The sequence below is a fragment of the Hymenobacter artigasi genome, from assembly GCF_012275535.1.
GTDB lineage: Bacteria > Bacteroidota > Bacteroidia > Cytophagales > Hymenobacteraceae > Hymenobacter > Hymenobacter artigasi.
The window spans coordinates 179,827-193,465 of sequence record NZ_JAAVTK010000004.1; the positions used below are offsets into that span (position 1 = coordinate 179,827).

Here is a 13,639-nt window from a genome sequence, read left to right on the forward strand (position 1 = left end):
GCTGCCGTATGTTGTTGTTTGACAAGAAGGTGATTGTTCTAACTGCCGGTTTGGTAAGTGGGGCTTTTGGCGCATCTGGCCAAACTGCTCCTCCGGCGGTCCCACCGAAAGTATCTATTTACCTGACGCCTACCGGCAAACAACTGCCAAACTCGGTTGGTGCCGACCATTGGGCCCAGATAGCCATGCGCGACAGCGTGAGCGGCATTATGCGCGAATATTATTCCTCGGGCAAGCTCTGGCGGGTTATCCCGTTTGCCAATGTCCGGCTGGGTATCCGGCATGGCGTAGTGTTGAGCTATGACGAGGCTGGGAAGCTTTACCGGCGGGAAGATTTCCTTAGCGGGCAGCGACAGGGCGAGCTACAGCTCTTTGATGCCACTGGTGCCTTGAGCCGGACCATTGTGTACGCCCATGATAAGAAAGTGAGCCAGCAATGCTTCACCGCCGCCGGGTTGCCCAGGGAATGCCAGCCGGATAAACAGCTGCCACAGTACCCGAGGGGCACCGCCGGGCTGATTGCGGCGATTGAGCAAGCCGCCGTGCTCCCCACCGAAGAGGTGCTCAGACATGGTTTCGGGACGGTTGTCATCAAACTGTTGGTTGATGCCGAAGCCACCATAATCGGGACTACCGTGGTGCGCGCTCCAACTGCCCGCATGGGCCAGGCCGTGCTGGAGGCAGTGAAAGCCATAAAGCCTTTTGTCGCCGCTGGAATGGTGGACCAAGAGCCGGTTTCGGTGTTGTATTATCTGCCCATCAAGCTTGGACACCCTATAAATGGCTGGGCCATGTCGAACGCTTACGACGATGCCCTCAAAGTCACTTTCCTGGCGGCCGAGTAAGCTATTCGTATGGGAAAAAGGAAACAGTGGCAACTACTCCAGCAGCCGCTGAGTTAAGTAGTTGCTGGCGTTTTGACGGCCAGTATGTAATTTCGGAGAGTTGAGTGTCCGGCACTGCTTTTTCGTCCTTACCCAAATCTATTTGTCTACTGTTTAATGGCGAGCTGGTGCGCCGGTCTGACCGCCCTAGGCGGTCTGACCGGTTGAAGTGAGCACGATTTCGCAACAACGACAACCGGTCTGACCGGTGCAACGGTTTTGGGCAAGGACAAGTAGTGTTTCCCGGGTTCTCAGCTCCTTCTTTTCTTGTCCGGTGAAAACACGGTTACTCTATCTGAGCCTTTTGCTGGCGGGGCCGCTGGCCGGCCGGGCGCAAGCGCCCCGGGCCGCTACGCCCAGCCCCATCAGTAGCTTTTTCACGCCTGACTACCAGCCCGCCAATTCCTCCGATACCACGGCCATGTGCGCCGAAACGACGTTCCGTGACAGCCTCAGCGGCACCACGCGGGTGTATTATCCTTCGGGCAATCTGAAGCAATACATTCCGTATGCCAACGTGGCAAGGGGCGTGCGCTACGGCTGCGTCACCACTTGGTACGAGAGTGGCCAGATGTGTACCAAGGAAGACTATGTGCGCGGCGTGCGCCACGGCGACCTGCTCACGTATTACCCCGATGGCACCCTCAAGCGCCGCGAGCATTGCCAGGACGGCCGCTGCGGCGTGGGCACCTGCTACGATGCCAACGGCTACCCCGTGCCTTACTTCGCCTACGAGCAATTGCCCCTGTACCCCGGCGGCGAAGAGCGCCTGCTGAAGGAGCTCACCAAGGCGGTGCGCCTCAACCGCCAGGAGCTGGCCGCCGCGCGCCGCGCCGTGGGCCACCTGCCGGACATGGTACAGTATGGCTGGCGGCGCGAAGTAGACGTAGAGCTGGCCGTAGCCCCCGATGGCCGCATTGCCCACGCCCGCGTGGTGCAGTCCACGGCCGGGTTTCTCAATAGTGCCGTGCTGCGGGCGGTGGCCAGCCTCCAGCGCCAGTTTGTGCCCGGCCGGCGCGATGGGCAGGTGATGACCAGCTACCTCACCGTGCCGCTTTTTTACACCCTCGAAGCCCCCACCCGCCAGCCGTATTACGGCGGCAGCCGGATGCCCCGACGCTACTAAGCGTACTGCCAGCCCGGCCTGCCGGCCGCAGTGAGGTCGAAAAATTGGGCCCGGGCCACCCCGCCATGCGTGCCGGCTTCCGCCTACCCGTTACCTTTAAGGCTGAATACCCAGTAAGACCCCGCGTTTTTTCAGAATATGGACGAAGCCACCCTTGCCAAATACCAGCCCGTTATCGGCCTGGAAGTTCACGCCCAGCTGCTCACGCACAGCAAGATGTACTCTTCCGATGAGAATGAGTACGGCGTTGCCCCCAACACCAACCTGTCGGTGATTACCCTCGGCCACCCCGGCACCCTGCCCCGGGTGAACCGCACGGCCGTGGAATTTGCCATGAAAATGGGCCTGGCCACCAATTGCCAGATTCGGCGCGACAACCTGTTTGCCCGCAAAAACTACTTCTATCCCGACCTGCCCAAAGGCTACCAGATTACGCAGGACAAAACCCCGATTTGCTACGACGGCCACCTCGACGTGCGGGTGGGCGAAGAGGTGAAGCGCATCGGCATTACCCGCATTCACATGGAGGAAGACGCGGGCAAGTCGATGCACCTGGCCGGCGAAACCGAAACCCTTGTTGACCTGAACCGCGCCGGCGTACCGCTCATCGAAATTGTGAGCGAGCCCGACATCCGGACCGGCGACGAGGCCTACGCCTACCTCACCGAAATCAAGAAGCTGGTGGAGTACCTCGGCATCTGCGACGGCAACATGGAGGAAGGCTCGCTGCGCTGCGATGCCAACATCTCGGTGATGCTACACGGGGCCGCGCAGTTCGGTATGAAGGTGGAGGTGAAGAACATGAACTCCTTCCGCAACGTGCAGCGCGCCATTGCCTACGAAATCGAGCGGCAGATTGCCATCATCGAAGCCGGTGGCGAAGTGGACAGCGAAACCCGGGGCTTCGACGCCCCCAGCGGCACCACCAACGGCCAGCGCAGCAAGGAAACCCTCAACGACTACCGCTATTTTCCCGAGCCCGACCTGCCGCCGCTGGTGATATCCGACGAGTGGCTGCACCGCGTGGCCGCCGAGTTGCCGGCCCTGCCGCAGCAGCTCTATTCGCGCTTCGTGGGCGAGCTGGGCCTGAACGACTACGATGCCTCGGTGCTCATCGACCAGAAGGAAGTGGCCCTGTTCTTCGACGACCTCTCGCGCCTCACGCCCAACGCCAAAGCAGCGGCCAACTGGGTGATGGGCCCCGTGAAGTCCTACCTGAACGAGCGCGCCCTCACCATGGCCGACTTCCCGCTCGACGCCGCCCAACTGGCCGGCATCATCGAGCTGATTGACGCCGGAAAAATCAACTATTCGGTGGCCAGCAAGCAACTGTTTCCGCATTTGCTCGACCATCCAACGGCCAACGCGACCGGCGCGGCCGAAAGCCTGGGCCTGCTCACGCAGGCCGACAACGGCGAGCTGGCCGGCCTCGTGCAGCAGGTGCTCGATGCTAATCCCGCCAAAGTAGCCGAGTACCGCGCCGGCAAAAAGTCGCTCACCGGCATGTTCATGGGCGAGCTCATGAAGCTCACCGGCGGCAAGGCCGACCCCAAGCTGGCCAACCAGCTGCTGCGCGCCGGGCTGGACGGGTAAGGAATGTCATCTTAAGCCGTCTGTCATCCTGAGCTTGCGAAGGACCTTCTCACGTCACATTTGTTGACTGCGACGCAGACAATTCGACGTGAGAAGGTCCTTCGCAAGCTTAGGATGACAGCTGGATGCAGCCGCACTCAGCCATTCGGAACAAACCATCCACGGCCTCGCGTTGGCCATTTTGATTCACAAGTTCACGCACATGTCTCACCCAATGATAAAATCTGTTTTCCTGGCTGCCACCGTGCTGGGCATGGCCAACGCCTGCCAGAATGCCGCCGCCGCCGATGGCTACGAGATTTCGGGCCAGCTGAAAAACGCCCCGGCCGGTACTGTGCTGCACCTTTCGGAGCTCAATTCTAACCAGTTTGTAGAGAAGGCCACCGCTAAAACCGATGCCGCCGGTAAGTTTACCCTGAAGGGTGCCACCGCGACCCCCGGCATCTACCAGCTCAAGCTGGACGATGCCAACCAGGTGCTGTTGCTGCTCGATAATAAAACCCACGTAGAGCTCAGCGGCGACGCCAAAAGCCTGCCCACCACCTACAGCGTGAAGGGCAGCAAAGATGCCGAGGTACTGCGCCAGCTAACGCAGGTGATGGAAGGCAGCAAGGGCCAGCTTGAAGACATCAGCAAGCGCTACGGCGCGGCCGGGCAGGCCGGCAAAACCGAGGAGATGAAGGCCATCGAGAAGGAGTATTACGCCATTCAGGGCAGTAATACGGCCAAGATTAAGGCCCTTATTCGGCGCAACGTAACGTCTGTAGTGGGCGGCTTTGCGGTGGGCGCTTTCATCAATCCCGAAGAGGAATTCATGTTTGCCGATTCTGTGGCAACCATTCAGCGCAAGGCTAATCCCAATTCGCCATTTACCAAGGAGCTCACGGCCCGCCTCGAGCCGATGCGCGCCACCGCCCAGGGTGCCTTGGCCCCCGACATCAACCTGCCCCAGCCCGACGGCTCCAAGCTGGCCCTGAGCAGTCTGCGCGGTAAGTACGTCCTCATTGATTTCTGGGCAAGCTGGTGCGGACCCTGCCGCCAGGAAAACCCCAACGTGGTACGGTCCTACAACCAGTTCAAGGACAAGGGCAAAGGCTTCACCATTTACTCCGTGTCGCTGGACCAGGAAAAGGGCAAGTGGGAGAAAGCCATTGCTGCCGACGGCCTCACCTGGCACCACGTTTCGGACCTGGCCGGCTGGCAAAGCGTAGCCGGCGCGGCCTACGGCGTGAAGGCCATCCCGCAGTCGTTTTTGATTGACCCGCAGGGGAAAATTATCGCCAAAAACCTGCGCGGCGAAGCCCTGTCGGCCAAGCTGGCAGAGGTGCTGAAATAGCGTACTCGCAAAAACATAAAAAATGCCCATCTGCATTCAGATGGGCATTTTTTGTTGGACCAGGGGTAGGATTCGAACCTACGGAGGAACCGCTAAAAGCTTCCTTCGGCGGGCTCACGCACGACGGCAATCTCCACTCTGCCACCCTGGTCTTTAGCTAAAGCCGAAGTAAAGCTTACCCCAGAAACATGCGCTGCAAGCCGGGCCAGAGGCGCTTTTTCAGGCTGACATCGTACTCCACCAAATCGACGGTAGCCGATGCGAGATAGGAAAGGCCGAGGCTGGGAAACTGCACCGGCTCGTAAATCTGGGTGTTGCGGATGGTGGTATCGAGCAGGTTTTTGCCGAAGGCCACGATGCGCGTGGCGGCCAGCTCCCGGCGCAGGTTCACCAGCGCCACGGGCAGGTCCGACTCCACGTTCACCAGCAGCACGTCGGCCATCACCAGGCTCAGGGCCTGAAGCATCTTATTGAGAAACACGTTGCGGTGCATTTTGAGAAACTGGTCTGACGGCAGGCGGAACAACAGGATGACGCCCTGCGCATTATCGCCCATCACCGTGAACGGCGTGCGCATGACCGGCGGCACAGCCGGGGCTGCCGGGGCCATTTCAGCCGAAGCAGCCGGGGCCGGGCGCGGTATTTCCGGCGCGGGCGGCCCCGCCGCCGCTACCGGGTGCAGGGCGCTGGACGTGAGCCGCTCCAGGCCGGCCGAAGGCTTGCTGTAGGCCATGGGCGGCATGCTGGAGGTGCGGGTTGGCGCGGGCGGCTCGGGTTTTGGGGCCGGTGGTGGGGCGGGCGCGGGCGGGGCGGCAACCGCCGGCGCAACCGGCGCGGCGGCAACGGACGCTTCGGTTGCTGGCTCGGCGGGCACGTAGAGCGTCACATCGGTGTAGAAGTTTTGCAGAAAGGCCAGCTTTTCGGCAGACATGGCGCGGCGGTTGAGGTGGGAGGAATCGGACTTATTTACCGGGGCAAGTATACCGGTTATTTCAAATCGAACAAGGCCTTCAGTTCCTGGGCTTCGGCGGGCTGCATGCGGCCGGCCAGCACCAGGCGTAATTGCCGACGGCGCAGGGCGCCGTCGAAAAGCCGGATTTCCTCCTCGGTTTCGGGCACGGCATCGGGCACGTCGATGGGCCGGCCGCTCTGGTCCACGGCCACGAAGGTGAAAAAGGCCTCGTTCGTTTTGAGCTTGGTGCCGTTGGGGATGTCCTCGGCCCACACATCGATGTGCACTTCCATGCTGGAGCTGAACGCGCGCGTCACTTGGGCCTGGAGCGTGACCACGTTGCCCAGCCGGATGCTGTCGCGGAACGACACGTTATCGACCGAAGCCGTGACCACGATGCGATTGGAGTGCTTCTGAGCCGCGATGGCGGCGGCAATGTCCATGAGGTGCATCATGCGCCCCCCCATGAGGTTGTTGAGGGTATTGGTATCGTTGGGCAGTACCAGCTCAGTCATGATGACGAACGAGTCGGAAACGGGTTTTTGCTTGCGCATGGAGAAAAAGTAAAACGGCCTGCGGGAGGCTGAAAATAGTGGCGCAAAGGTACGGCCCTCAGGCCGCGAAGGCCTGCGGGTAGGCCCAAAAAAAGACCCCATCCGATTTCGGACGGGGTCTTTTGAATCAGCAAGAAGCTGCCGGGCGCGGGACTATTCCACGTTGAGCTTGCTGGTGAAGGTTTCGCCATCGAGCGAGATGTGCACCACGTACACACCCGCCTTGAGGGCCTGGCCGGCGCTTTGCAGCGATACGCTCTGCTGGCCGGCGCTATACATTTTGGCGGGCAGCGATACCACGTTGCGACCCAGCACGTCGGTGAGGCGCACCTGCACCTGCGTGGCGGCCGTGAGGTTGAGGTGCACGGCCGTTTCGTTGGTCATCGGGTTGGGGTACACGCTGATGCCGCGGCTGGCCAACGCATCGGCTTTGGCAGCCAGCGGGCCGGCAATGCGCAGGTTATCGAAGTAGAAGTTGTTGCCGGCGGTGGTGCCGTTCACCATCTGGAAGCGCACTTTGAACAAGCCGCTGCCTTGGAACTGGGCCGGAATGGCCACCGTGGTGGTCTGCCAGCTGGCGCTGCTGGTGGGCACGTAACCGTCGATGGGGGTGAGGCCCTGGGTGGTGAGCGCCGTGACGTCGAGCACGGTGGGCGTCGACCAGGTTACGCCGCAGTCGCTGCTGAACGAAATGCGCAGCTGCTCGTTGCTGGCAATCGTGCGCAGGGCAAAGGCCCGCGAGAAGCTCAGCGAAGCCGGGCGGGGTACCGAGGCCAGGTTGATGTTGGGCGTGATGAGCTGGGAGGTGGCACCTGCCGGAATCACCCGGTCCTGCACAATGAGGTAGCCGGTACCGGTGGCGGCGGGCACGTTGGCCTGCCGTACCCAGCGGTAGTTTGGCGCCGCAACCCCGGCGCTGGTGAAGCCCGAAGTGGTGTAGTTGCGCAGCGTGGGGTCGGCAAACAGATTGGGGAAGTTGGTGTCTTCAAACGACTCCGCGTAGGGAGCCACTTCGCCGCCCGTCGGGCCTTCTACCCGAATGTAGTTGGTGACGGTGCTGGTGCTGCTACCCGAGGTGTTGCTCACCGTTTCCGTTACGGGGTAGAAGCCGGCCGCCGCGTACGATACCGAAACCGAAGCTCCGGTTGCCGTAGCCGGCGTGCCGCCGGGGAACGACCAGGCGTAGGTGAGTGCGCCGCCGCCCGACGAGAAGTTGTAGGAGTAGTCGGTCAGTGTGACCGGCGTGTTGATGCACACGCTGGTGCTCACGCCGGCGGCGGGCGCAAAGGCCGCCACCGGGGCGCAGCTGGCGGGGGCGATGTAGCCGTCGTTGGTGCCGGTGGCCACCAGGTTGGCCTGGGTGGTGAGGCCGGTGCGCTCGGGGCGCGTGGCCAGTACGTTGCGCATCAGGGTCTTCTGGCCCTGCGTGAACATGGTGGGGCACGAGGCGTAGTCCATGATGTTCTGCACGTTGGCCAGAATGCGCTGGCCGGTAGCCGGGTCGGTGCAGGGCGAGTACGTCAGGTCGCAGTTGAAGGTGCCGTCGGTGGTGGGGGTGTCGGCCACGCCGTCGTCGCCGCTGCAGTTGCCGGTGCCGGGGTTGTTGGTCTGGCCCCAGGGGTGGCTCAGGCCGAAGTAATGGCCGATTTCGTGGGTGGCGGTACGGCTTTGGGCGCGGCCGGGCGAGCTGGTGCCCTGGTTGCCGAACCAGTCGCCACGGGCTACAAAGCCGTCGCGCTGGGCCGTGGAGTTCTGCGGCAGGTTGGAGTAGCCCAGCACAATGCCGCCCGACGTGGGCGTACCGATGCTGCTCACAATCCAGATGTTGAGGTAGCGCTGACGGTCCCAGATAACCAGGGACTGCACCGAGCCACTCTGGTCGTCGTTAATCAGGCTGGGGGCGTAGTGCCGCGTGATGCCCGTGGTGCAGTTGCCGTTGGGGTCCTTCTTGGCCAGCCGGAACTGGAAGCCGATGGAGGCCGCGCGCGCCCGGAATACCGGTACCGTGTTGGCCGTATCCGGGTTCAGCTTCTGGTAGTCGGTATTGAGCTGGTCGATGGCGCTGTTAATCTGCCGGTCGCTGATGTTCTCAGGGCCGCCGGCATGAATGATGTGCACGACCACGGGAATGGTCACATCGGTTACGTACGACACTCGGTTTTGCTGCGTGGCGGCCAGCGCTTCCAACTGCTTGTACATGGCGCGCTGGGCTTCGCGGGCACCGGGGTGCTCGGCGAAGTAGCGCTCCTGCTCGGCCACGGCCCCGCACCAGTTGGGGCTGCGCTCGGTGGTTGTGTTTTGGGCGCTGGCACGCAGGCCCGTCAGGGCCAAAGCCAGGGTCAGCGCCGTGGGTAATAGTTTTTTCAACATGAGAAAATTTTAGGAGAAAAATTGGGTTTATTAGAAAAGAGGGAAGAAAACATGCGGCTGGGGCCACAATAAAAATTGCCTTGGAGAGAGGCCTTCCAAATTTACCGAAAAACCCTGAATCCAACACGTTCCAGTGGCAGAACGGGTGAGTTATTAATCAGGGGATTACGATTTTGCTGGTCGAACGCCCGTTGGTGGTGCGTAGTTCAACCAGATAGATGCCGGGCGCCGGGCGGGCCGTGCCAGCTGGCAGTAGCGGCAGCGTTTGCAGACTGGGTCGGCCGGTAGCCCGCGTAGCCGCGCCCACCGGCCGACCCAGCAAGTCGGTCAGCCGCAGTTCGACCGGGCCGGGAACGGCCAGGGTAAACTCCACCACCGACTCAGCGGTGAGCGGGTTGGGGTACACCCGTGCCGGCAGGCTGCCGGCCCCCAGGCGCGTGGCCAGGAGCGGCGCCGCCCCCACGGCCATGTGGTCGAGGTAGAAGTAGTTGCCGCCGTTGCTCTGCAAGGTGAGGCGCACCTGGAAGTGGCCGGTCAGGTAGCCGGCCGGGATATCTACCCGCAGGCTTTTCCACTCCGAAGCGGCCAGCGGAGTGTAGCCGTAGGTGCGCAGCGTGTCGCGGGTATTGAGCACGAGCGAGAAGAAGCTGCGCTGCGTGGCCCAGGTCTGGCCGCAGTCGTTGCTGAACTGCACGGCCAGCGACTCATTGGCCTGGCCCGCCCGCAGGGCGTAGGCCCGGTCGAAGGTCACGGCCGGCTGGTCGGCCACCGTGAGGCCGCTCAGGTTAATGTTGGGCGAGGTGAGCATGGTCTGGGTGCCGGCCGTCAGTACCGAGCTGGCCACCAGCACGCAGGCCGCGCCGTCGCTCACGGCCAAGCCGCCAGGCGAGCCGGCCCGCCGAATCCACCGCGCCGCCGTCGAGGCAGTGTTCGAGGAATTAGTCCAGTTGCGCAGGTCGGGAGCCGTGAAGTTGGCCGGAAAGCCGGCGGCTTCAAACGACTCTGCTACCGCGCCCACCAGGGCAGAGCCAGGCCCCACCACCTGCACCAGGCCCGTGCGCGTAGCCGTGCCCGTGGCACCGCCGGCCGTTACGGCCAGCGTGGCGTTATACAGGCCGCCCGTGGGGTACGTCACCACTGGGTTGCGCAGGGTAGAAGTGGCGGGCACGCCGCCCGGAAACTGCCACGCGTAGGTAGCCGCCGTCAGGCTGGCGTTGTAGGAATAATCGGTAAAAGTCACTGTCGAGCCATCGCAGACGGTGGTGGCCGAGGCCTGGAACGCCGCTATCGGGGCGCAGTTGGGGGCCGCGTAGCCATCGTTGGTGCCGGTGGCCAGCAGGTTGGCGGCGCTGGTGAGTGCCTGCCGGCAGCTCAGCTGCAGCGAGGCGCGCATCACGGCGCGCTGGCCCAGCGTGAACATGCGCGAGCACGAGGAATAGTCCATGTAGTTCTGCACGTTGGCCAGCGGGCCGCAGGGGTTGAAGCTGGTGAGCACCGTGCCCGTGCCATAGGCCGCCGAGCAGCTGGTTTGCGAGCCCGTGGTATTGGGCGTGTCGGCAATGCCGTCGTCGAGGCTGCAATTGCTGGCCAGGCCCGGCGTGTTGCTGCCGCCCCAGGTGTGGGGCAGGCCAAAGTAATGGCCAATTTCGTGGGTAAGGGAGCGCACCGACAGGTTGCTGCCGCCCGAAGTGCCAATGCTGCCAAACTGCGCGTTCCGAATCACAATGCCATCGGCCGCGCCGCCGGAGCACGGCAGGTAGGCGTAGCCGCCGGCGCCGTTGGCGCTGGTGCACACCCAGATGTTGAGGTACTTATCCTGCGGCCAGGTAATCAGGCTTTTCACACGGTCGTCGCCAATGTTGGTATCCGTCGAATACGTGCGGGTAATGCCCGTGGTGCAGTTGCCGCTGGGGTCGCGGCGGGCCAGTTTCATCCGAAAGCCAATGTTGGCATACAGCGCCTGAAAGGCCGGAATCACATCGGCCGTATCGCGGTTGGTTTTGCTGTAGTCTTCGTTAATAACCCGCAGCGCATCATTCACCTGCGCGTCAGAAATGTTGTTGCTGCCGCCGGTGTGGATGATGTGAATCACCACGGGTACCGTCACGTCGGGGGCGGCCAGCAGGCGCGCCTGGGTGGCGGCGGGCATGCGGGCCACGTCCTGCAGAAAGGCGCGGTAGGCGGCGGCCGCGCCCGGCTGCCGCGCAAACGCCGCCTGCTGGGCGCTGTCGAACGCGCAGCGGTAGCCGGTTTGGTGCTCGGGGTATTTGCGCACCACGCCTTCGGGCGTTTGGGCCAGGGCCACGAAGCCACCGCCGAGGGCAAAGGCCACAGCCAGCAGTCCACTTCTAAAAGAGCGTAACATTTTTATCATAAGCAGAAAATTGGAGAAGCGGGAAAGAGGGGGTGAGAAAAAAATACCCCCGGCGACCTTGCCGCTGGGGGAGCAAGAGCGCCGGGGAATAATCGCAGGCAAATTACACCCGGGAAACTGGGAAAAGTACGAAGCAAGCTCCTACGAGCGCCAGCCCCCGGCCCCGAGCAGCGGCACGAACCGGAACTCTTCAAATTCTTCGCGCACAAAGGCCTCGGCCCCTTCGCGGGTCACGCGCACCATGCGCTGGGTCTGGCTGTCGCCCACGGGTATCACGAGGCGGCCACCCACGCGCAGCTGGCGCAGCAGGGCCGGCGGCAGCCCCGGTGCGCCGGCCGTGACGAGGATGGCATCGAACGGGGCGCGGTCGGGCAGGCCCACCGAGCCGTCGCCGCAATGCAGCCCGGCCCCGCCGGCCCCCAGCGTGGCCAGCAGCTGCCGCGTGCGGGCAAACAGCACTTCGTTAAACTCAATGCTGTCGACGTGCGGCGTGAGCTGGAGCAGCACGGCGCACTGGTAGCCCGAGCCGGTGCCCACCTCCAGCACCCGGTCGGTGGGCTGCAGGTCGAGCAGCTGGGTTTGGTAGGCTACGGTGTAGGGCTGCGAAATCGTCTGGCCCTCGCCAATGGGAAACGCCTTGTCCTGGTAGGCGTGGGCCTCGAAGGCGGGCGCAAAAAAGAGGTGACGCGGCACGGTTGCCAGGGCCTGCAGCACCCGTTCGTCGTGAATGCCGCGCAGCCGCAGCTCGCGGGCCAGTGCCCGCCGCTGTCCCTGGTGCCGATATGAATCCTGAAGCGGTGAGATGATAAAAGACTGAAATAAATGAATAAAAGCCGGACGCAGGGGCCCGGAGGCACATTTGCCGGCCCAAAAAGAAGCCGCCGGACAACTACCGGCTTTCCCTACCTTTGCCGGGAGCGGTACGTCTCCACAGGCCGCGAAAATACTACCCCGCCCACCGTTTTGCAGTTAATTCGTCGCTTTCAATATATCAAGCTGGTGGCCGCCGATTTTGGCGCGGCGCTGTTTGCCTGGATGTGTTTTTACCTCGTGCGCAAGTATTTGCTCAACGAGCTGACCGGCTATCACTTCACCGAAGGCGTGCTGTTCGACCTCACCGGGTCGGCCATATTCATCGCCATTTTCTGGACGGTGCTCTACACGCTGGTGGGCGAGTACCGCGACATTTACCGCAAATCGCGCCTCGGCGAAATCCTGCGGCTGGCCCGCGTGGCCATGCTGGGCGCGGTGGTTATCTTCTTCACCCTGCTGCTCGACGACCAGGGCGTGGTGAACTACCGGGCTTATTACAAGACATTTACGGCCTACTACCTGCTGCATTTCTTCATCACGGCCATTTTGCGCACCGTGGCCGTGAGCAGCGTGCAGCGCCAGATTCGCAAGCAGCGGATTTTCTTCCCCACGCTGCTGGTAGGCTCCAATGCCCTGGCTTTGAACACATTTCATGAGCTTTCGCGCACTAGCCGGCACCTGGGCCTGCGCCTGGTGGGCTTTGCGCCGGTGGGCGATACTATTGATGAGACCCTGGCCGCCGAGCTGCCCGCGCGGGGCTCCTACCAGCGCCTGCCGGCCTTGGTGCGCGCCCTCAAAATCGAGCAGATTGTCATTGCCATCGAGCCCAGCGAGCACCTGCTCATTCAGGATATTCTGGCCCTGCTGGAGGGCACGCCGGCCCGCGTGAGCATCCTGCCCGACCTGTACCAGATGCTGCTGGGCTCGGTGAAAGTCAACCACTTATTCGGCACGCCGCTCATTGAAATCAAGCAGGACCTGCTGCCCGTGTGGCAGGTGGTGCTCAAGCGGTTGATTGATGTGGTGGGCTCGGCGCTGTTTATGCTGCTGGCCTGCTGGGTCTACGCCTTCACGGCCGTCATGGTGAAGCTGTCGTCGCCCGGGCCGGTGTTTTACCGGCAGGAGCGCATCGGGCGCGACGGCCACCCGTTCCGCATCATCAAGTTCCGGTCGATGTTCACCGATGCCGAGAAGATGGGCCCGGCCCTGAGCTCCGACCACGACCCGCGCATCACCAAGTGGGGCCGCTTCATGCGCAAGGTGCGCCTCGATGAGCTGCCCCAGTTCTGGAACGTGCTCAAGGGCGACATGAGCATTGTGGGCCCGCGCCCGGAGCGCCAGTTTTTCATCGACCAGATTGTGAAAATAGCGCCCCACTACCGGCACCTGCACCGCGTGCGCCCGGGCCTCACCTCGCTGGGCCAGGTGAAATACGGCTACGCCGAAACCGTGGCCCAGATGGTGGAACGGCTCAAATTCGACATTCTCTACATCGAGAACATGAGCCTGGCCATGGATTTTCGGGTGCTACTCTACACGCTCAAGATTATTGTGGAAGGGCGGGGGAAATAGGGGGTTTTGAGTGTTAAGGGTTGAATGTTGAGTTAGTAGAACCAAACTCAACATTCAACCCTCAA

The 13,639-nt window shown here is 62.5% G+C and carries 10 protein-coding genes and 1 pseudogene; 5 read left to right on the top strand and 6 right to left on the bottom strand.

The genetic code is table 11. The features are described from left to right. Positions 1 to 14 precede the first annotated feature (14 nt). The 4 genes from HBN54_RS08950 to HBN54_RS08965 all read left to right on the top strand — a co-directional run bounded on the left by HBN54_RS08950 (position 15) and on the right by HBN54_RS08965 (position 4,939). Complete coding sequence (locus HBN54_RS08950) at positions 15 to 845, top strand: hypothetical protein (protein ID WP_210427992.1); 831 nt, start codon at positions 15 to 17, stop codon at positions 843 to 845. Positions 846 to 1,158: 313 nt separating this feature from the next. After that, positions 1,159 to 2,010: an energy transducer TonB gene (locus tag HBN54_RS08955; protein WP_168672859.1), complete on the top strand. Its 852-nt coding sequence runs from the start codon at positions 1,159 to 1,161 to the stop codon at positions 2,008 to 2,010. Positions 2,011 to 2,148: 138 nt separating this feature from the next. Further along, positions 2,149 to 3,603, top strand: coding sequence for an Asp-tRNA(Asn)/Glu-tRNA(Gln) amidotransferase subunit GatB (gene gatB / locus HBN54_RS08960; RefSeq protein WP_168672860.1), 1,455 nt, complete (start codon positions 2,149 to 2,151; stop codon positions 3,601 to 3,603). Positions 3,604 to 3,817: 214 nt separating this feature from the next. After that, the gene (locus HBN54_RS08965; RefSeq protein ID WP_168672861.1) at positions 3,818 to 4,939 is read left to right on the top strand and encodes a TlpA disulfide reductase family protein; all 1,122 of its coding nucleotides are present in this window, start codon (positions 3,818 to 3,820) and stop codon (positions 4,937 to 4,939) included. Positions 4,940 to 4,996: 57 nt separating this feature from the next. On the opposite strand, the pseudogene HBN54_RS08970 reads toward HBN54_RS08965, so the two are convergent. From HBN54_RS08970 to HBN54_RS08995, 6 genes and pseudogenes are all read right to left on the bottom strand, one after another. After that, a pseudogene (locus tag HBN54_RS08970) lies at positions 4,997 to 5,090 on the bottom strand. 24 nt (positions 5,091 to 5,114) lie between these two features. Continuing rightward, positions 5,115 to 5,870 carry a hypothetical protein gene (locus HBN54_RS23820; protein ID WP_210427993.1) on the bottom strand — a complete coding sequence of 252 codons (756 nt, stop codon included), beginning with the start codon at positions 5,868 to 5,870 and terminating at the stop codon, positions 5,115 to 5,117. Positions 5,871 to 5,926: 56 nt separating this feature from the next. Continuing rightward, positions 5,927 to 6,445: an acyl-CoA thioesterase gene (locus tag HBN54_RS08980; protein ID WP_168672862.1), complete on the bottom strand. Its 519-nt coding sequence runs from the start codon at positions 6,443 to 6,445 to the stop codon at positions 5,927 to 5,929. A 153-nt stretch (positions 6,446 to 6,598) separates the two neighbouring features. Further along, positions 6,599 to 8,815 carry a M43 family zinc metalloprotease gene (locus tag HBN54_RS08985; protein ID WP_168672863.1) on the bottom strand — a complete coding sequence of 739 codons (2,217 nt, stop codon included), beginning with the start codon at positions 8,813 to 8,815 and terminating at the stop codon, positions 6,599 to 6,601. Between the two features lie 157 nt (positions 8,816 to 8,972). After that, positions 8,973 to 11,189, bottom strand: a complete 2,217-nt coding sequence (locus HBN54_RS08990) for a M43 family zinc metalloprotease (RefSeq protein ID WP_168672864.1) — start codon at positions 11,187 to 11,189, stop codon at positions 8,973 to 8,975. A 141-nt stretch (positions 11,190 to 11,330) separates the two neighbouring features. Then, positions 11,331 to 11,993, bottom strand: coding sequence for a protein-L-isoaspartate(D-aspartate) O-methyltransferase (locus HBN54_RS08995; RefSeq protein ID WP_168673014.1), 663 nt, complete (start codon positions 11,991 to 11,993; stop codon positions 11,331 to 11,333). Positions 11,994 to 12,152: 159 nt separating this feature from the next. Here HBN54_RS08995 and HBN54_RS09000 point away from each other — a divergent pair, with 159 nt between their 5' ends. Further along, on the top strand, positions 12,153 to 13,574 hold the full coding sequence (locus tag HBN54_RS09000; protein ID WP_235955453.1) for a sugar transferase: 1,422 nt from the start codon (positions 12,153 to 12,155) through the stop codon (positions 13,572 to 13,574). Positions 13,575 to 13,639: the final 65 nt, after the last annotated feature.

Excerpts from the sequence above, each read along its gene's own strand:
- gatB (WP_168672860.1), top strand. The coding sequence starts at position 2,149 with ATGGACGAAGCCACCCTTGCCAAATACCAGCCCGTTATCGGCCTGGAA.
- HBN54_RS08965 (WP_168672861.1), top strand. The coding sequence starts at position 3,818 with ATGATAAAATCTGTTTTCCTGGCTGCCACCGTGCTGGGCATGGCCAAC.
- HBN54_RS23820 (WP_210427993.1), bottom strand. The coding sequence starts at position 5,870 with ATGTCTGCCGAAAAGCTGGCCTTTCTGCAAAACTTCTACACCGATGTG.
- HBN54_RS08980 (WP_168672862.1), bottom strand. The coding sequence starts at position 6,445 with ATGCGCAAGCAAAAACCCGTTTCCGACTCGTTCGTCATCATGACTGAG.
- HBN54_RS08985 (WP_168672863.1), bottom strand. The coding sequence starts at position 8,815 with ATGTTGAAAAAACTATTACCCACGGCGCTGACCCTGGCTTTGGCCCTG.
- HBN54_RS08990 (WP_168672864.1), bottom strand. The coding sequence starts at position 11,189 with ATGATAAAAATGTTACGCTCTTTTAGAAGTGGACTGCTGGCTGTGGCC.